Source organism: Methylobacterium sp. GC_Met_3 (assembly GCF_026540775.1).
Lineage (GTDB): Bacteria > Pseudomonadota > Alphaproteobacteria > Rhizobiales > Beijerinckiaceae > Methylobacterium.
Window position 1 is genome coordinate 1 of record NZ_JALNUL010000024.1, and the last position, 17,842, is coordinate 17,842.

13 protein-coding genes are annotated in these 17,842 nt (G+C 69.8%); 4 read left to right on the forward strand and 9 right to left on the reverse strand.

Annotated elements, in window-relative coordinates:
• Nucleotides 1-324 precede the first annotated feature (324 nt).
• The 8 genes from OXS27_RS21925 to OXS27_RS21960 all read right to left on the reverse strand — a co-directional run bounded on the left by OXS27_RS21925 (nucleotide 325) and on the right by OXS27_RS21960 (nucleotide 10,381).
• Nucleotides 325-1,323, reverse strand: a complete 999-nt coding sequence (locus tag OXS27_RS21925; RefSeq protein ID WP_267358670.1) for a helix-turn-helix domain-containing protein — start codon at nucleotides 1,321-1,323, stop codon at nucleotides 325-327.
• 252 nt (nucleotides 1,324-1,575) lie between these two features.
• A complete protein-coding gene (locus OXS27_RS21930; RefSeq protein WP_267358671.1) occupies nucleotides 1,576-2,628 on the reverse strand; it encodes a DNA polymerase III subunit delta' in 1,053 nt (350 codons plus the stop codon).
• Between the two features lie 380 nt (nucleotides 2,629-3,008).
• On the reverse strand, nucleotides 3,009-3,719 hold the full coding sequence (gene tmk, locus OXS27_RS21935; protein WP_243917490.1) for a dTMP kinase: 711 nt from the start codon (nucleotides 3,717-3,719) through the stop codon (nucleotides 3,009-3,011).
• Nucleotides 3,720-3,729: 10 nt separating this feature from the next.
• Nucleotides 3,730-4,962, reverse strand: coding sequence for a D-alanyl-D-alanine carboxypeptidase family protein (locus OXS27_RS21940; protein ID WP_267358672.1), 1,233 nt, complete (start codon nucleotides 4,960-4,962; stop codon nucleotides 3,730-3,732).
• A 157-nt stretch (nucleotides 4,963-5,119) separates the two neighbouring features.
• On the reverse strand, nucleotides 5,120-6,460 hold the full coding sequence (locus OXS27_RS21945; RefSeq protein WP_267358673.1) for a septal ring lytic transglycosylase RlpA family protein: 1,341 nt from the start codon (nucleotides 6,458-6,460) through the stop codon (nucleotides 5,120-5,122).
• Nucleotides 6,461-6,623: 163 nt separating this feature from the next.
• Nucleotides 6,624-8,648 (reverse strand): methyl-accepting chemotaxis protein, encoded by a 2,025-nt coding sequence (locus tag OXS27_RS21950; RefSeq protein ID WP_267358674.1) that lies wholly within the window; start codon nucleotides 8,646-8,648, stop codon nucleotides 6,624-6,626.
• A 775-nt stretch (nucleotides 8,649-9,423) separates the two neighbouring features.
• A complete protein-coding gene (locus OXS27_RS21955; protein ID WP_243917497.1) occupies nucleotides 9,424-9,750 on the reverse strand; it encodes a ribbon-helix-helix domain-containing protein in 327 nt (108 codons plus the stop codon).
• The gene (locus tag OXS27_RS21960) at nucleotides 9,734-10,381 is read right to left on the reverse strand and encodes a ParA family protein (RefSeq protein WP_243917499.1); all 648 of its coding nucleotides are present in this window, start codon (nucleotides 10,379-10,381) and stop codon (nucleotides 9,734-9,736) included. The genes OXS27_RS21955 and OXS27_RS21960 overlap by 17 nt, the downstream gene beginning before the upstream one ends.
• 371 nt (nucleotides 10,382-10,752) lie before the next feature.
• On the opposite strand from OXS27_RS21960, the gene OXS27_RS21965 reads away from it, so the two are divergent.
• Together OXS27_RS21965 and OXS27_RS21970 are read left to right on the forward strand one after the other, a co-directional pair.
• Nucleotides 10,753-11,313 carry a PAS domain-containing protein gene (locus tag OXS27_RS21965; protein WP_243917501.1) on the forward strand — a complete coding sequence of 187 codons (561 nt, stop codon included), beginning with the start codon at nucleotides 10,753-10,755 and terminating at the stop codon, nucleotides 11,311-11,313.
• A gap of 219 nt (nucleotides 11,314-11,532) precedes the next feature.
• The gene (locus OXS27_RS21970) at nucleotides 11,533-13,170 is read left to right on the forward strand and encodes an acyl-CoA synthetase (protein WP_243917503.1); all 1,638 of its coding nucleotides are present in this window, start codon (nucleotides 11,533-11,535) and stop codon (nucleotides 13,168-13,170) included.
• 85 nt (nucleotides 13,171-13,255) lie between these two features.
• On the opposite strand, the gene OXS27_RS21975 is transcribed toward OXS27_RS21970, so the two are convergent.
• Entirely contained in the window at nucleotides 13,256-13,420 is a 165-nt protein-coding gene (locus OXS27_RS21975; RefSeq protein WP_243917505.1) for a hypothetical protein, read from the reverse strand.
• A gap of 318 nt (nucleotides 13,421-13,738) precedes the next feature.
• Between OXS27_RS21975 and OXS27_RS21980 the strand changes: the two genes are divergently transcribed.
• Together OXS27_RS21980 and OXS27_RS21985 are read left to right on the forward strand one after the other, a co-directional pair.
• Complete coding sequence (locus tag OXS27_RS21980; protein WP_267358675.1) at nucleotides 13,739-15,052, forward strand: alpha/beta hydrolase; 1,314 nt, start codon at nucleotides 13,739-13,741, stop codon at nucleotides 15,050-15,052.
• 378 nt (nucleotides 15,053-15,430) lie between these two features.
• Entirely contained in the window at nucleotides 15,431-17,695 is a 2,265-nt protein-coding gene (locus OXS27_RS21985; RefSeq protein WP_267358676.1) for a TonB-dependent siderophore receptor, read from the forward strand.
• The last annotated feature ends 147 nt before the right edge of the window (nucleotides 17,696-17,842 follow it).

Genomic DNA, 17,842 nt, shown 5'->3' on the forward strand with positions numbered 1-17,842 from the left:
TGTACCTTGATCGCGTTGCTTGATGGCAACAGAACTAGATAAAGTATTTCTGTTTGTTTCTACCCGATTTAGGTGGCTAATAACCGAATTAATAAGCCACGAAAACGTGATCATGTATCCAAAGGCATCCTGCTGCACCATTTGCTGCGCTCTTCGGCGTAGCCCGCCTAAAGATTAGCCTCAGGGTGTTCTGCTGATCCGCGATTGCAGCGTCTGCAAACGGTACGGTCCCCGAGGCCATGTCCGCTTGAATGCATTCGCCGTCCAAAACCGGATGGGCAGGAATCCACCCTGAGCAGCCAGTCCGACAGGGACCCAATCCAGTCACTCGGCGGACGAGGACGAAAGCCCGAAAGTGGACGCGACTCGTTGCGCGTCCTGCTTGTGCGCCTGCCGGTGTTCGCGCGGACTTATGCCGTAGCGGTCTTTGAAGCGGCGCGCGAAATGCGCCTGGCTGCTGAAGCCGCAACCGTAAGCCAGCATACCGATGGACAGGTGGGCGCAGGCCGGGTCGATCAGGCGCTTGGCGGCCACCTCCAGGCGGCCCTCCCAGATGTAGTCGGAGATGTGCCGGCCGCGCTCGTGGAACAGTTCCTGAAGGCGGCGGAGCGACAGCCCCATTGCGGCGGCCAGATGTGGTGGATCCAAACTCGGATCGCCCAGATGGGCCTCGATATAGGCCTTCGCACGCTGGACCGTGACGTTGCCGTGGACGGAACGGGGCACCTCATGTGCCATTCGTTCGGCGATGCTCGCTATGATCAGGTCCGTTCCGATCGACGCCATACGCGCGGCAGCGTCGGGCGTGAGCTGACTGCCCACGCGCACCAGCTCTTGGATGAAGCTGCTTGCCAGGGTCGCGGAAGCGAGGTCCGCTCCGACCGTAAGGGCACAGAACAGCCGAGACGGGCCCAGCATGGCCTCGAAGCGCTCGCGCGGCAGATCGATGACAAGGGAGATACCCGTGTTTGCTTCGCAGACGGCCTGGCGTGCGTCGACGACGACGAAGTCACCCGTCCGGGTCACAGCCTCTCGATCGCCTTGTTGAAGGGTGTCGTGGCCGAAGAGTTTCATGGCCGCGTACAGGCGGTCGGACTGCCCATGGCGCCGGATCGCGTCGGGCGTCGCTTCAGTCCGCATGGCTGTGTGAGCCATTCTGGAGATCGGCACGGGCCCGATACTGGTGACGTCCAGCCGGCCCTGAAACGGAACGTCGTGAAGGGGTTGCTGCTCGATCGGGATCAATCGTTCGCAGATCGTCTCCCGCCATCTCCGGAACGCGTTCTTGGGGTGAATTCCGTCTGTCGAGAAGAACGGTTGCATCCGTAGCCTCGGTTCACAGCTCGCCGACCGAAGGCGCAGGCTGCAGATCCGGGTATTTATTGTATAAAATATAGCATCACAACACCCATGTGCCGGGCTGCTTCGCGGAGGTAATGTCCACTTCCAAAGTACTGCCGCTTGAAAGCGGAACGGCAGAAAACCACCCAAGGCCGAAAGTACCGGTCTGCCCGCACATCACCGCTTTCGGGAAACCCCGAGGTTTGATGACGCGGCAGGCTCGAGCCGACCCCCCTACCCCACCTCCGCCAGATCCCCGAACAGCGACAGCACCACCGGCCGCCGGTCGAGGTTGTAGATCGCCGCCTCCCGGGCGGCGCGGCCGAACCGCTCGGCGACCTCCACCAGGGCGGCCAGCCGTGCCGCCGGCTCGTCGCGGCGCCGGTCGAGCTCGCCCGAGACGAAGCGCAGCACCGCGTCCTGGGCGGCCTCGAACCGCGCCTCCGCGTCCCGGCCCGCCAGGGTCTCGGCGAGCTTGAGCACCCGGCCCCAATCGGGACTGCGCGCCCGCGCCAGCAGGGTCTCGACCTCGGCCACGAGGCCGGCGGTCACCGGATCGAGCATCGCCAGCGCCCGGGCGACCGAGCCCTCGCTCGCAGCGACCGCCCGGGCCAGGGCCGCGTCGTCGGGCTGTGAAAACGGCGCGGGCAGGGCGCGCAGGACCCGGCCGACCTCCTCCGGCTCGAGCGGCCGCAGCATCAGCGCGCGGCAGCGGGAGCGGATCGTCGGGAGCAGCCGGCCGGGCTGGTGCGACAGGATCAGGAACAGCGCCCGGGGCGGCGGCTCCTCCAGCACCTTGAGCAGGGCGTTGGCCGCGTTGGCGTTCAGGTCCTCGGCGCTGTCGAGGATGCAGATGCGCCAGCCGGAATCCGCCGCCGTCGTGGCGAACAGGTCGAGCGCGCGGCGGACCATGTCGACCGAGATCTTGGTCGGCAGCGCCTTGGCGCCAACGGTCCTGTGGCGGCGCAGGACCACGAGGTTCGGGTGCGACAGGCCCGCGACCTTGCCGGTGACGGGATCGTCCGGCGCCACGTCGAGCCCGGCCGGGCCCCCGCCCCCCGGATGGGCGAGCAGGCGGCGCGCGACCCCGTAGGCCAGCGTCGCCTTGCCGATGCCGGGGGCGCCGCCGATCAGCCAGGCATGGTGCAGGCGCCCCGCCGCGATCCCGGCCGCAAAGGATTCGGCCGCCGCCGCGTGGCCGACGAGCGTGAGGGTTTCGCGCGGGCGCGGGATGCCGGGCAGGTCGCCGGGCTCGACGTCGTCGGCGGCGCGGTCGATGGGCTTCATGGCGCGTCCCGAAATCTCGTCCTGGCGGGTTCCAACCCCTCTGGCGACGCCGCCACGGCTCCGCTTACAGAAGGGGACAGGCGGCGCCCAGCGCCTCGGGGCCGGTCGCGCACCGGCCTCGCATGGTGGGCCTCACCAACCCACTCCGCGACGGCCGCACGCGGCCCGATGCGGCCGGGCGTGCAGAGAATGGTTCTCTCTCTGGCATTCTCGAGATCGGAAAATGGCGAGTGGAGGTTCCATCTCCAGCGCGCCATTCACCCACTGATCTTGAGTTGGCTACACCTTAACGGGTGAAGGCCAGGGATCGGCGGTAGCCCCCGCCGGTCCCACTCCCGAAGATAGCGCAGACGGGACGCGCCGCAAACCGGCCGGCCCGATCACGCGGCATCACCCCGCGCGCCCGCCCCCGGCAGCAGATCCGGCAGTCGGGCCGCGACGGTCGCGCGGATCGCGGCCTCGACCGCATCGGGGTCGCGCCCCGCATCGATCACCGCGCACCGCTCCGGCTCGGCCCCGGCGATCGCCCGAAACGCCTCCCGCAGGCGGATGTGGAAATCGAGCTTTTCCGCCTCGAACCGGTCGGCCCCCTGCCCGGTCCGGGCGCCGCGGCCGGCCGCGCGGGCGAGGCCGGCCGCGGGGTCGAGGTCGAGGATCAGGGTGAGGTCGGGCCGGGTCGGGCCGACCACGACCCGCTCCAGGGCGTCCAGCACGCCCGGTTCGAGGCCGCCGGCCGCGCCCTGGTAGGCCCGGGTCGAGTCGATGAAACGGTCGCACAAAACGGTCTCGCCCCGCTGGAGCGCCGGGCGGATCAGTCGGTCGAGGTGGTCGATCCGCGCGGCGCTGAACAGCAGGGCCTCCGCGAACGGGCCATAGGGCTGGGCGAGCCCGCCGAGCAGCGCCGTCCGGATCTCTTCCGCCCGCGGCGAGCCGCCGGGCTCGCGGGTCACGCACACGCCCCGGCCGGAGCGCGCCCGCAGGGTCGCGGCGAGGCGGGCGATCTGGGTCGACTTGCCGGCGCCCTCCCCGCCCTCGACGGTGATGAAGGCGCCCCGCCGCTCCGCGGCGTCCCCGATGCGTGGCACGGTCACGGCAGCACGATCACGACGGGTTGGCGGCCCCGGCGGCGGCCTTGTCGCCCCCCTTGTCGTTCCCCTTGCCGGCCCGGTCGAGGGCCTTGCGCACGAGCCCGGTGCCGAATTCCAATGCCGCATCCATGGCCCGCTGCGGCAGGGTGCCGGGCTCCACCGCGGCGCCGGCAAAGAGCGGCTGGTCGAGGGCGATCGTGTCGCCGCGCTGGACGCGCAGCACGCCGACCCGCTGGCCGTCCTCCACGGGGGCGACGAGCGGGCCGGTGTAGATCGCCCGGGCGCTCACCCGGTCGCTGGAGCCGCGGGGCAGCAGCACCCGCACCGGCTTCTTGGCGACCAGCGGCACCGAGCCCGATTGCCCGCCGAACACCGAGGCCTCCGCCACCGTCTCGCCGGGCGCGAAGATCTGCCGGGGCTCGAACGCGCGGAACCCCCATTCCATCAGCTTGCGCGCCTCGGCGGCGCGGTCGCGGGCGGTCTTCAGACCGGAGACCACCAGCACCAGCCGCTGGCCGTTCTGCACCGCCGAGCCGGTCAGCCCGTAGCCGGATTCCTCCAGGTAGCCGGTCTTGAGCCCGTCCGCGCCGATATCGAGGGCGAGCAGCGGGTTGCGGTTCTGCTGGCGGATCTTGTTCCAGGTGAACTCCCTCTCGGAGAAGATCTTGTAGTAATCCGGGTAGGTCTCGATGATGTGCAGCGCGAGCTTCGCCATGTCGCGGGCCGTGACCTTCTGGTCGGGCGCCGAATAGCCGGTGGCGTTGCGGAAGGTCGAGTTCGTCAGCCCGATCTCCTTGGCGCGCTGGTTCATCAGCCCGGCGAAGGCGTCCTCGGACCCGGCCATGTTCTCCGCGATGGTAATGGCCGCGTCGTTGCCCGACTGCACGATCAGCCCGCGCAGCAGATCCGCCATCTTGATGCGGCTGTTGACCTGCGCGAACATCGAGGAGCCGCCGCCCCCCGCCCCGCCGCGCTTCCACGCGTCCTCAGTGACGGTGAACTCGGTGTCCATCGACAGGCGGCCGGATTTCAGCGCCTCGAACACGATGTCGGTGGTCATCAGCTTGGCCATGCTGGCCGGGGAGAAGCGCTCGTCGGCGGCCTTCTCGAACAGGACCGAGCCGGAATCGGCGTCGATCAGGATCGCGTGCGGCGCCGCGGTCTGGAAGCCCTGCGCGTTCGCGGCGGCGAGGCCGGCCCCGAATGCGCAGGCGGCGGCCAGAAGGGTGAGAAGGGTCCTGCGCATCGCCGTTCCGTCCCGCGCTCGTGGCCCGGCCGGAGGCAATCCGGCCGTATCCCAATAACAAGCGTGACCATATTACGGTTTCAGTGCCGGATCGAATGCGAAATGCCGCATCGGCAGCCGGGGCGGCCGGGGCGCCTACGCGGAGGCCGTGCGGGCGTCAGTAGATCCCGGCCATGCGGGACGGCCGCGCCTTGGCGGCCGCCTGGGTTGGCGCCCCCTTGGCCGGCGCGACCTTCGCCGCAACCGGGGCGGACGCCGTCTTGATCGAGGCCGCCTTGGCCGGAACGGCCTGCGGCGCGGCCGCATGCATCGCCGGCGCACGCGGGGCCGCGGCGACCTTGAACGGCAGGGTCTTGGGCGCCGGACCTTTGGCGGGCGCCGCCGCGGCGAGGCGCGCCATGGCCAGCTTGGCCGGACCCGGCATCGCCGCCGGCCCCCCCTGGGCCAGCCGGGCGGAACCCGGATGACGCGCAGTCTCCGCCAGGGCGTTGCGGCCGGACGCGGCGGGCTTCGAGGGCCCCCCGTGCCCGGCCGAGGGCGGGGCGAGGGCGGCCGGGTTGAGGCCCGCCACCTGCAGGTTCGCGCCCCGGGCCGCGACCGGCATCGGGCGGAACTCCCGTACGCGCGACGCGGTGGGCTGAACCGCCGCCGGGACCGTGACGGCCGCCGAGGCCAGCACGATCGGCGCGCGGACCGGTGCGGGCCGCGGCGCCGGGGCGGAATCCTCGCGCGTCCGCGCGGGCTCCTGCGCCGGCTCTTGTGCGCGGTCCTGGGCCGGCTTGAAGGCGAGCGGCGCCGGGGTGGAGCGTTCGTAGCGCTCGGTCTCCGCGGTGGGGCCGAGATCGGCCACCATCACGGTCGAGCGGCCGGCCGGCTGCCCGTCGGTGCGCAGGCTGGCCAGCAGCTTGCGGTCGTCGCTGCCGGCGACCGAGGCCTTGCCGGCATATTCGACGCGCACGCGTGCGGTGCCCCGGCGGTGGAAGCCCAGGGCCTCGGCCGCCTCCTCCGAGACGTCCATGACCCGGCCCGCATGATACGGGCCGCGGTCGTTGACCCGCACCAGCATCGAGTAGCCGTTGTCGAGGTTGGTCACCCGCGCATAGCTCGGCAGCGGCAAAGTGGGATGGGCGGCCGCGATCGAGTGGCGGTCGAACACCTCGCCGTTGGCGGTCATGCGCCCGTGGAAGGCGGAGCCGTACCAGGAGGCGAGGCCCTCCCGCACGTAGCCGCGGGGATCCTCCTTGGGCACGTAGGTCTGGCCCGCGACCACGTAGGGTTTACCGGTGTAGCGGCGCCCGCCGCCCTTCGGGATCACGTCGCCCTCGTTGTAGAGGCGCGGGCTCGCCTTGACCCCGTATTTCGGGTCGACGCCGTTGCCGGCGCTGAGCTTCTGCTGCTGGGGCGTGGTGGCACAGTTGGCGGTGGCCAGGGCCACGCCCGAGACGGCCAGGAGCCGCAGGGCGAGGCGCGCAGGCCGGGGAAGGGTCGTGCGCACCATCGTGGGATTCACCAAACTCTACGCGTGACCGGGGTCCGACGGCGGACCCGACCCGGCCGTGCGAAAGGGCACCGGCTGGGTCCACCCACACTTGTATCGGTTGCGTAAAGGAAGCCTGAACTTTGCCGGCGGCCCCGGTTCAGGAACCAGCCCTGCGTGCCGTTCAGGCCGCGCGGACGGTCTCCAGGAAGCGGGCGACCTCCTGCCCGAGCCGGTCGGATTGCTGCGTGAGTTCGGTCGCGGAGGCCAGGACCTGCTGGGCGGCCGTGCCGGTCTGCCCGGCCGCATCGGCGACGCCGGTGATGTTGGCCGTGACCGCGTCGGTGCCGATCGCGGCCTGCCCGACGTTGCGCACGATCTCCTGCGTGGCCGCGCCCTGCTGTTCCACCGCCGCCGCCACCGAGCCGGTCACGGCGTTGAGATCCCGGATGCGCTCGACCACGCCGCCGATCGCCGAACTGGCCTGCCCGGTCGAGCCTTGGATGCGCGCGATGTGTCCGGTGATCGCCTCGGTGGCCCGCGCCGTCTGGCCGGCCAGCGCCTTGACCTCGGCCGCCACCACCGCGAAGCCCCGGCCCGCCTCGCCGGCGCGTGCCGCCTCGATCGTGGCGTTGAGCGCAAGCAGGTTGGTCTGGCCGGCGATCGAGGCGATCAGCCCGGCGGCCTCGCCGATCCGGGACACGGCCTCGGAGAGGTCCTGCATCAGGCCCCCCGTCCGGTCCGCCTCGCCCACCGCCGTCTCGGCGAGCCGCGACGAGCCCTCCACCTGACCGGCGATCTCCTGCACGCTCGCGCCGAGCTGCTCGGCCGCCGCCGCAACCATGCGGACGTTGGCGGCGGCCTGCCCGGCCGCGGCGGCCACCCCCGCCGATTGCACGGCCGCCTCGCCCGCGCTGGCGCTCAGCTTCCGCGCGGTCTCCTGCAGCGCCGCGGCCGCGGCCGCCACCGTGCCGGTCACGGCGCCCACCGCCCGCTCGAACCCGTCGGCCAGCGCGAGCATCGCGCGCCGGCGCTCGACCGCCGCCGCTTCGACGGCCGAGCGCTGGGCCTCGGCCTCCGCGTGGGCCTTCTCGGCCACCAGTACCCGGATGCCCTCCACGGCCCGGCCGACCAGCCCGATCTCGTCCCGGCGCTGGGCCTCGGCGATGGCGGCGTCACGCTCGCCCCGGCTCATCCGCTGCAGATCCGCGACCAGCCGGTTCAGCGGACGTGCCACGATCCGCACCATCATCTGGCTGACCACGAGGGCGACCAGACCCAGGGCGATCAGGGTGGACCAAGCCATGTCCCGGGCCATGCGGGTGATCGGTGCGGTGACCGTGGCGCCGTCGACCGAGAGGGCGAAATACCAGTCCAGGGACGGTGGCAGGTTCGGAATGCGGGCGAAGACCGTGTAGGTCGCCCTGTCGCCCTCATGGGTCTCCAGCACGGTGCCCGGCTCGATCTTGGGGAGCGGCCCGGCGATCAGATCCGTGAGCGGCTTGCCGACGAGCGCGCCGCGCGGATGGATCAGCACGGTGCCCGCGCGGGAAACGAGGTAGCCGTAGCTTGGCCCGCCCGTTCCGGATTCCTCGATCCCCCCGATCAACCGGGCGAGCCCGGCGAGGTCGAAATCGCCGCCGAGCACACCGAGGAGGCTGTGCGTGCTGTCCAAGATCGGGGTCGCCACGGTGATCGTGAGTTCGTCTTTCCCCGACGTCCCGCCCGCCGAGACGTAGGGTTCGGTCAGGATCGGCCCGCCCGCCGCGACAGCTTGCTTGAACCAGGGCCGCGTGCGCGGATCGAAGCCGGGCGGAAGGGGCTGCGCCGGAACCTGGGCGAGGTGGCCGTCCTGCCCACCCACATAGCTGCTCAGGAAGGTCTCGCGCGGGAGCGGCAAGCCGAGCACGTCGCCGACCTTCGATCCGACGCCGACGACCGCGCTCTGCTGCGCCATGAGCTGGATCAACTGAACCTTGCCGTTCAACCAATGGCCGACGCTGCGCGCCGATGCGGCGCTCAGGTTGGACATGCTGTTCTCGAGACTCGTCCGAAAGATCACGGATTGCGTGGCGTAGATGTAGCTCGAGCAGGCGATGAAGGACGCGCAGACGATGGCCAGGACGATGAACGTCGCGCGGCTGGATAGGCCGATGCCACGGCGGAACGCGACGGGTGATCGAAGATAATTCAACCCAGGATGTGTCAAGGACGTCTCCGCACTCTGTCGGGTCAGATGTTTGCAAGATATGGCCGAGTGCAGCAAATTGTCTTCGGGAAATCAACCTCCATGAAAGATCCTGTGCGTTGCGTTGATTGGATGATAGATTATCAAACTAACGCAGTCAGCCTAAACGATAAAGTGGATACGTTGTAAATCAGAGAGCATTGTGTCCGTAAAGATCTCCCGACACACAGATGTCATCCCGAATGGTAGGTGGCTCCGAGCCGTTCCCGATCGGGCGGCCGCAGGCGGCCGCCTCTGCTCGGTGGGAGGTCTGTGGGCAGGCGTGAAGGGACGTGATGGGGCGCGACGAGGCGGCGGCCCCTGTGAACGCTGCGCCTCTCAGGGAAGCGGGGTTCTTGATGCGCGAGACCTCGTCCTGACGCAGGCCGCCTTGGCCGACTCCGCTCGTGGAGTCGGACGAGAGCGGGCCTGGCGCGCTGCAGGCTCCATCCCGCCAGCGCGTGCGACCGTGCTCAGATCCTGGGACGACAGGATGCGACTGTGGTGCACGGAGGGTTTTGACGACCGCAACGCGCCCCCTCGCCCGTGCGGGAGAGGGTTGGGGCGAGGGGCGAGAAGGTCCAGGATGGAGCGCGTCACAGCGGCTCGTACGGGGCGAACCTGATCCGGTCAGGTCTCAGCCCTCACCCGGCTTTCTGCGCGCGTAGACCTCTCCCGCACGGGAGACGGGACCCGCGCCGCGTTCGGCGAAGATGGGGCCCGTGTCGTGTCGTAGCCCTGGGACCTTGAGCCGCCCTCAGCGGCCCTGCGTCTCGGTCAGCTGCGCGATCGAGCGGGCGCCACGCTGCTTGAACAGCAGTTCGAGGCCCTCCAGCATCAGGGCGTGCATCTTGGTCCGCTCGGCGTAGGCGAGGTCGCGGAGCTGGTCGTAGACCGGCGGCTCCAGATAGACCGACATCTGCCGGGCGCGCTGCTTGAGCGTGGCCGCTTGCTTCGGCGCCGGGGGCGCCAGGGCGAGCGAGACGATCTCGGCGCCCTGCGGCCGGGCCGCCGAAGCGGATCGACCCTGCGGATTCGCCGAGGCCACGATCGCCGCGAGGCTGAGCTTAGGCGGCTTGGACATGCTGGCCCGTCCTCAGGGACTGCGTGCGGCGCTCGATCCACGACCAGAGGCGGCGGACCTCCCCGGCGGCCTGGCCCTTCGGGTTGAATTCGGTGACGCCCTGGCCGAGGCCGATCGCGTCCTGGTGGTCGGTGCGGGCGACGATGTTCACGTCGGGCAGGATGCCGAGCACGGCGAGCCCGTCCGAGGCGTCGCGGACCCGGTAGGAGCGCGGCGGAGTCTGGTTCAGCACGAAGGCGAACTTCTTCTCCAGCCGGTAGACGGCCGCCAGCGTCGGCTTGAACGCCCGCAGATCCGCGGGGGTGGGCCGGCACGGGATGATGCAGAGATCCGCCGCGCGGATCGCCGACAGCGTGCCGGTGGAATCGACGCCGGGCGTATCGATGAACACGTAATCGTAGGCCGACTCGCGCAGGCGCTCCATCACGGCGTCGATCTGGGTGGCGTCGATCTGCGCCACCTCAGGGCCGTCGACGGTGCGGTGGTCCAGCCAGTCCGAGATCGTGGCCTGCCGGTCCATCTCCAGGATGCAGACCGTGTGGCCCGCCTCCCGGGCGGCCACCGCCAGGGAGATGCACAGCGTGCTCTTGCCGCTGCCGCCCTTCTGCGTGACGAAGGTGATCGCTTTCATCCTGGGCGTCCTCCAGAAGGCCCCGCGCATCCGTCCGGGCGCGAGTGACTCCCGGGTCACTGCGCCGTCGAGGCCAACCTCAGGTTATCGACTCGCTTCCGTTTGCGATCCGGGGACCCGTGGATGCCTCGACGTACGGTGTAGCCGTTATGGTTAATGACTCGTTAAGATCGTGCCTGGCCCGAACCCTGCAGGTCGATCCGGTGCTACACGCGCCTATTCAACTTTAGGTTAATATTTTTGACCTGAAATGGGTTAAGAGACTTCCCAGCGGCCGAGTGATACTCTAGCTTATCTGCGTGACAAAGGGGAGGCCGGGGGGTTTGAAAACCTCAAGTTTAAAAACGCCGGGCGCCTCCGCGAGGAATGGCATGGCCGAAATTCCGATCCCGCAATCCGTGCTCGATGCCTCCGGCGTCGTCGGCACCTGGGTCCACGATTTTTGGGCCGGCCAGCTGGAACTCTCGGCCTCCTTCGCGGGCCTGCTCGGCCTCGACCCGGAGGCGGCCGCGAGCGGCGTCTCCCTCGAAACCTTCCTCGACCGCACGCATCCCGAGGATCGTCTGCGGATCGAGAGCTACCTGCACGCGGCTGCGGTGATCGGCGGTTCCATGGAGGCGGAATTCCGCACCCGGGAGACCCGCGCCGGCATCCGCACGCTGCTGATGCGCGGCCGGATCGAGCACGATCCGGACGGCCGGGCCACACGGGGGCGGGGCATCGCCATCGACCGGACCGAGGAGCAGGCGGCCAACCTCGTGCAGGGCGAGCGCGTGGTGAACCGGATGGCGGAGCACGTCATCGCCCTGCGCGAACTCGCCCGGGCCCTGCAGCGGCCGGCGCTCACGGACCGGATCGAGCACCTGATGATCGAGATCGGCTTCGAGCTGGCCCGCTTCCTGCCCGAGCCCGAGGACGAATCGCGGCATTAAGAGCCGGGTTTCCAAAGGGCCCCGCCCTTTGGCGGGTTCTTAGGGCGGAGCCCTGAGATCGGGCGAAGCCCGACACCGGACAACGTCCGGCATCGGACACCGTCCGGCACCAGGGCTCCGCCCTGGACCCGCGAAAGGTCCCGACCTTTCGAAACCACGACTGGAGCCGCCGTCGCCGGCAAGCTACTGTTCCGGCAAAGACTTGCTGGGGAGGACGGGATGGCCCGCGACACGATCTACGACCGCGACCTCGATCGCGTGCCGGCCAATTACCAGCCGCTGACCCCCCTGCTCTACCTCGACCGGGCCGCGCGGGTGTTCCCCGACCAGATCGCGGTGATCCACGGCGCCCTGCGGCGGCCCTACCGGGACCTCTACGCCCGCGTCCGCCGCCTCGCCTCCGCGCTGGCGGCCCGGGGGATCGGCCGCGGCGACACGGTGGCGGCGCTCCTCGCCAACACCCCCGAGATGATCGAGTGCCACTACGGCGTGCCGATGACCGGGGCCGTGCTCAACACCCTCAACACCCGCCTCGACGCCGCCGCGATCCGCTTCTGCCTGGAGCACGGCGAGGCCAAGGTGCTGATCACCGACCGGGAGTTCTCCCGCATCGCCGCCGCGGCCCTGGAGGACCTGGAGACGAAGCCGCTCGTGATCGACGTCGACGACCCGGTCTATGACGGCCCCGGCGACCGGCTCGGCGGGACCGATTACGAGACGTTCCTGGCCGGCGGCGATCCGGAGCACGCGTGGCAGCTTCCGGACGATGAGTGGGACGCGATCGCGCTGAACTACACCTCGGGCACCACGGGCGACCCGAAGGGCGTGGTCTACCACCATCGCGGCGCGGCGCTGCTGGCGCTCGGCAACGTGGTCACGGGCGGGCTCGGGCAGCACCCGGTCTATCTCTGGACCCTGCCGATGTTCCACTGCAACGGCTGGTGCTTCCCCTGGACCCTGTCGATCGTGGCCGGCACCCATGTCTGCCTCCGGCAGGTGCGGGCCGACGCGATGTATCGGCTGATGGCCGAGCACGGGGTCACGCATCTCTGCGGCGCGCCGATCGTGATGCAGATGCTGATCAACGCCTCCGATGCCGAGCGCCGGGAGCTGGGCCAGCGCGTCGCGTTCTTCACCGCGGCCGCGCCGCCGCCCGAGGCGGTGCTCGCCGGCATGTCGGAGGCGGGGTTCGACGTCACGCACCTGTACGGGCTGACCGAGAGCTACGGGCCGGCGGTGGTGAATGCGTGGCACGCGGATTGGGACGCGCTCGCGGCCGACCAGCGGGCGACCAAGAAGGCCCGCCAGGGCGTGCGCTATCCGGTGCTGGAAGCCCTCGACGTGCGCGATTCCGAGACGCTGGAGCCGGTGCCTGCCGACGGGACCACGATCGGCGAGGTGATGATGCGCGGCAACGTGGTGATGCGCGGCTATCTCAAGAATCCCTCCGCCACGCAGGCCGCCTTCAAGGGCGGCTGGTTCCGCACCGGCGACCTCGGGGTGAAGCACCCGGACGGCTACGTCCAGCTCAAGGACCGCTCGAAGGACATCATCATCTCGGGCGGCGAGAACATCTCGTCGATCGAGGTCGAGGATGCGCTGTTCAAGCACCCGGCGGTGGCCAGCGCCGCGGTGGTGGCCAAGCCCGACGCCAAGTGGGGCGAGACGCCCTGCGCCTTCGTGGAGCTGAAACCCGGAGCCTCACCCAGCGCCGATGAGCTGATCCAATGGTGCCGGGGCCGGCTCGCGTCCTACAAGCTGCCGCGCCACGTGGTGTTCGGCGAGTTGCCGAAAACCTCCACCGGCAAGGTGCAGAAGTACATCCTGCGCGAACGCGCCCGGAAGGACGAGGCCTGAAGGGCGTCCGGCCCACGCGGACAACGTCCGGTTTCGAAAGGGTGAGCCCTTTCGCGGGTCCAGGGCAGAGCCCTGGAAACCGTCGTCAGTCCTGCGGCGGATCCCGACGGTCGGTGCGCACCGGGACCCGCGCGGCCCGCAGATCGGCGGCGATCTGGGCGAAGAACGCCTGGAACGACACGAGGCTGAACAGGGTGATGGAGGCGACCAGGGCGGCAGAGACCAGGGTCTTGGCTGTTGCGGGGTCCACGGTGGAGGTCCTTAACTCAGGTCTCGCCCGAAGCGATCCGGGCGAGGGGCCGGCGAGCACGGCGTCGGCACCATCAGAAGGTGGGCGCGCGGGCCTCGCGGCGCCAGCACCGCCAAGGTCGCGCCTGGCATGCGCCTGGGTTCGGGCTCGGCGAAGCACTTTCTGCGGACGTGGTGACGGGTTCGTTACACGAGCGCGCATCACACCCGAGATTCCGGGCCGCGCAACCGGCTTGCGTGCAGCTTTCTGAGGTGGCGGCGCGTTGCGTTTCCCGCAATAAGCGCCCGCGCGGAGCAGGGTGCGCCCGGGAGAGACGGCATGGCCGGCAACGGCATCGCGAACGGCGCCCTCGTGGCGCTGCTCGCCGTTCAGGTATCGGCCCTGGCCGGGGGGGCCGCCCGGGCACAGGGGACGGTGCCGTCTGCGGTGCCGGTGCAGCGCTCGGCTCAAGGGCCAGCTCTGGGGCCGGCATCCGAGCCAGCCGCCCCGCCCGCGGCGTCGTCCCCCGGGCCGGCCCCGGCCGAGCCGGTGACCCGGGCGGGCTACTTCTACATCGGCGGCCGCTACCAGAAGCTCGGCGACAAGACCGTGATGGTCGGCCAGATGTTCGTGCAGTCGCGGACCCCGGCCCGGATCACGCAGCCCTACCCCGTGGTGATGGTGCACGGGCTCGCCCAGACCGGCGTGAATTACCTCGCCACCGCGGACGGGCGCCCGGGCTGGGTCCAGCACTTCGTCGAGAAGGGCTATCAGGTCTACGTGGTCGATCAGGTCGGGCGCGGTCGCTCGGGCACCAACCCGGAGGTCTACGGCCCCTATGAGCGCCTCGGGACCCGCAGCCTGGAGCGGACCCACACGGCCCCGGAGGTCTACGACCTGTACCCGCAGGCCAAGCTCCACACCCGCTGGCCCGGGGGACCCGGGGTGCAGGGCAATGTCGGCTTCGACCAGTTCTTCGCCAGCCAAGTGCCGTTCCTCGCCAACACCCAGCAGACCGAGGAGCTGGTCGATCCGGCGCTGCTGGCCCTGCTGGAGAAGATCGGACCGGCGATCCTGCTGACCCACGGCCAGGCATCCCTGTTCGGCTGGGCGGCCTCGGATGCGCGGCCCGACCTCGTGAAGGCGCATGTGGCGGTCGAGCCGAGCGGGCCGCCCTTCTTCGACGTGCAGTTCCGCGGCGGCAAGGAGTTCTGGGAAAAGAGCGGCGACGGCCGCGCCCGCGCCTACGGGCTGACCCGCATGCCGCTGACCTTCGACCCGCCCGTCAAGGCGCCCGAGGATCTGGTTGTGGTGCAGGACGCCAAGGGGGTGGAATCCAAGGGGTCGGACGCCAAGGGTTCCGAACCCAAGGCGGGAGACGGGCGGATCCGCTGCTGGCTCCAGGGCGAGCCCGCCCGGGCCCTGCCGAACCTCGCCAAGGTGCCGACCGTGCTGGTGACCGCGGAGGCCTCGTTCCACGCCACCTACGATGCCTGTACGGCCGCCTTCCTGACCCAGGCCGGAGCCAAGCCCGACGTGATCGCGCTCGCCGACCGGGGCCTGCGCGGCAACGGCCACATGATGATGCTGGAGACCAACAGCGACGCCGTGGCGGACGTGCTGGCCGAGTGGCTCGCGGGGCGCGTGAAGTAGGCGGCGGGCCTCCCCTGCTATCCTGCGATGTCCACAGCGCGATCAGAGACCCGGTTTCCAGCTGACCCGGGTCGAAGGCCGCGGCGCGCCCTCCCTCCCCCGCAGAGGGGGAAGGGAGACGCGCGGCCGCCCGTCAGACCGATCCAACCACGATCCGCGCCCTCGCAGGCCCACTACCAGAGCGTGTCGCCGCGGCAACAGCCGTCGCCAGACGCGCGAGGGCGGCTTGCGGCCAAGCACGGCCGCGCGTACGCCAGGCGTAAGAAAACACAATCCCAACAGTAGTTTAGCACAATTCTAAACAGCGCGATAGCAACGCCGGAGCTCTTCCCGGCGAACGCGGTCGGCTGCCCGCTTCGCCCGACACGGCCAGGTCCCATGCGCGTTGCTTACCCCCATTCGAAGACCCGTGGCGCCACCCTGCGCGCCCTCCTGGCCGGCGCCTCGCTCGCCGTCCTGGCCCAGGCCGCGCCGAGCCTCGCTCAGGACGCGACGCCGCCGCGCCGCGGGGCGCTGAACAATCCCCCGGCCGGGGGCAGCGTGCAGCTCGAGGAACTGAGCGTCGAGAGCCAGGGCGGCGGCGCCCCGGTCGCGGCCCGGGCCGGCGCGGGCGTGCGGGCCGTGGAGAGCCCGACCGGCCCGATCGACGGCTTCGTGGCGAAGCGCTCGGCCACCGCGACCAAGACCAACACGCCGCTGATCGAGACCCCGCAATCGATCACCGTGGTCGGCCGCCAGCAGCTCGACACCCAGAACGCCCAGACCCTGACGCAGGCGACCCAGTACGTCGCCGGCACCTATGCGGGGACCTTCGGCGCCGATACGCGGCTCGACTTCTTCCAGCTGCGCGGCTTCGTGGTCAGCGATTACGGCCTCTACCTCAACGGCCTGCAGCTCCTGAACTACGGCTTCGCCTACAGCCGGGTGAACACGTTCGGGCTGGAGCGGGTCGAGGTGCTGCGCGGCCCCTCCGCGGTGCTGTTCGGCGCCGGCAATCCCGGCGGCCTGATCAACCAGATCAGCAAGCGCCCGACCGAGAATCCGTTCGGCTATATCGAGGTCGGCGGCGGCTCGTTCGACCAGCGCTACGCCGCCTTCGACGTCGGCGGCCCGGCCGACGCGGAGGGCCACTGGTTCACCCGGCTCACCGGCTATGCCCGCAACGGCGGCACGCAGGTCCAGGGCGCGCCGGACGACAGCTACTACATCGCCCCGGCCTTCACCTATAAGCCGGACGGATCGACCAAGTTCACGGTGCTGTCGAGCTTCCAGCACGACAACACGGCGGTGACGGCGAACTTCCTGCCCTACCAGGGCACGGCGCGGCCGACCGTGCTGGGCCTGCGCATCCCGCGCTCGCTCAACGTCGGCGATGCCGGCTTCAACACCTACCAGCGCGATCAGGCCTTCATCGGCTACGAGTTCGAGCACGTCTTCGACGACACCTGGGCGGTGCGCCAGAACGCCCGCTACGCCTACACGCAGAGCTACCAGAATTCCTACATCGGCCAGCTCGGCTACTCGGATCCGCTCCAGACCCAGCTCGGCCGCTACCTGTTCCGGGACAGCGCCAAGATCGCGCAGCTCGACGTCGACACCCAGGCCGAGGCCAAGTTCTCCGACGGGTTCTTCCGGCACGACTTCCTGATGGGCGTGGAGTACCGGAACTTCCAGATCCACGACAACCAAGCCTCGGGCTTCCCCGCCCCGAGCCTCAACATCTTCGCGCCCGCTTACGGCCCGCAGACGGTCTCGGCCTCGCCCTATCTGATCAACGCCGACTCGTTCCAGCAGGTCGGCCTCTACTTCCAGGACCAGATCAAGCTCACCCCGGAGCTGACCCTGATCCTCGGCGGCCGCCAGGACTTCGTCCAGAACACCGTCTACGACCGCCTGACGCCGTCCAACACCAACGGCCGCAACGACAGCGCCTTCACCTACCGGGCGGCGGCGATCTACAATTTCGACTTCGGCCTCGCGCCCTACATCATGTACGCGACCTCGTTCCAGCCCGAGATCGGCGTGGACATCAACAACCGGGCCTTCAAGCCCGATACGGGCGATCAGGTCGAGGGCGGCGTCAAGTTCGAGCCGCCGGGCCAGGGCTACTTCCTGACGCTGGCGGGCTTCGACATCCACCGCAACAACGTGCTCACCCCCAACCCGCTGAACACGATCTTCCAGACGCAGGTCGGCGAAGTGCGCTCCACCGGCTTCGAGGCACAGCTGGTGGCCAACGTCGCCGACGGGCTCAACCTCGTGGCGTCCTTCACCAAGTTCGACTTCTCCACCCTGCGGGACCCCGATCCGGTGCGGGTCGGCAAGACACCGGTCAACATCCCGCAGACGCTCGCCTCGCTGTTTGCCGACTACACCATCCCGCTCGGGCCGTGGCGCGGCTTCGGCTTCGGCGGCGGCGTGCGCTACGTCGGCAGCTCGTTCGCCGATGTGGCCAACACCCTGCGGGTGCCCGACTACGTGCTGTTCGACGCGCAGGTGCACTACGATGTCGAGAACTGGCGCTTCCAGGTGAACGCCTCGAACATCGGGGACCGGCGCTTCGTCGCCTCCTGTCAGTCGAGCGTGTCCTGCTTCTACGGCGACGCCCGGCGGGTGCTGGCGAAGGTCAGCTACAAGTGGTGAGGTGAAAGTCTATCGGATCCTGGTTTCGAAAGGTCGAGACCTTTCGCGGGTCCAGGGCAGAGCCCTGGTCGTCGTCTCAGGGCCACGACACGCAGGGCTCCGACCTGAGAACCCGCCAAAGGGCTTGCCCTTTGGAAACCCAGGATC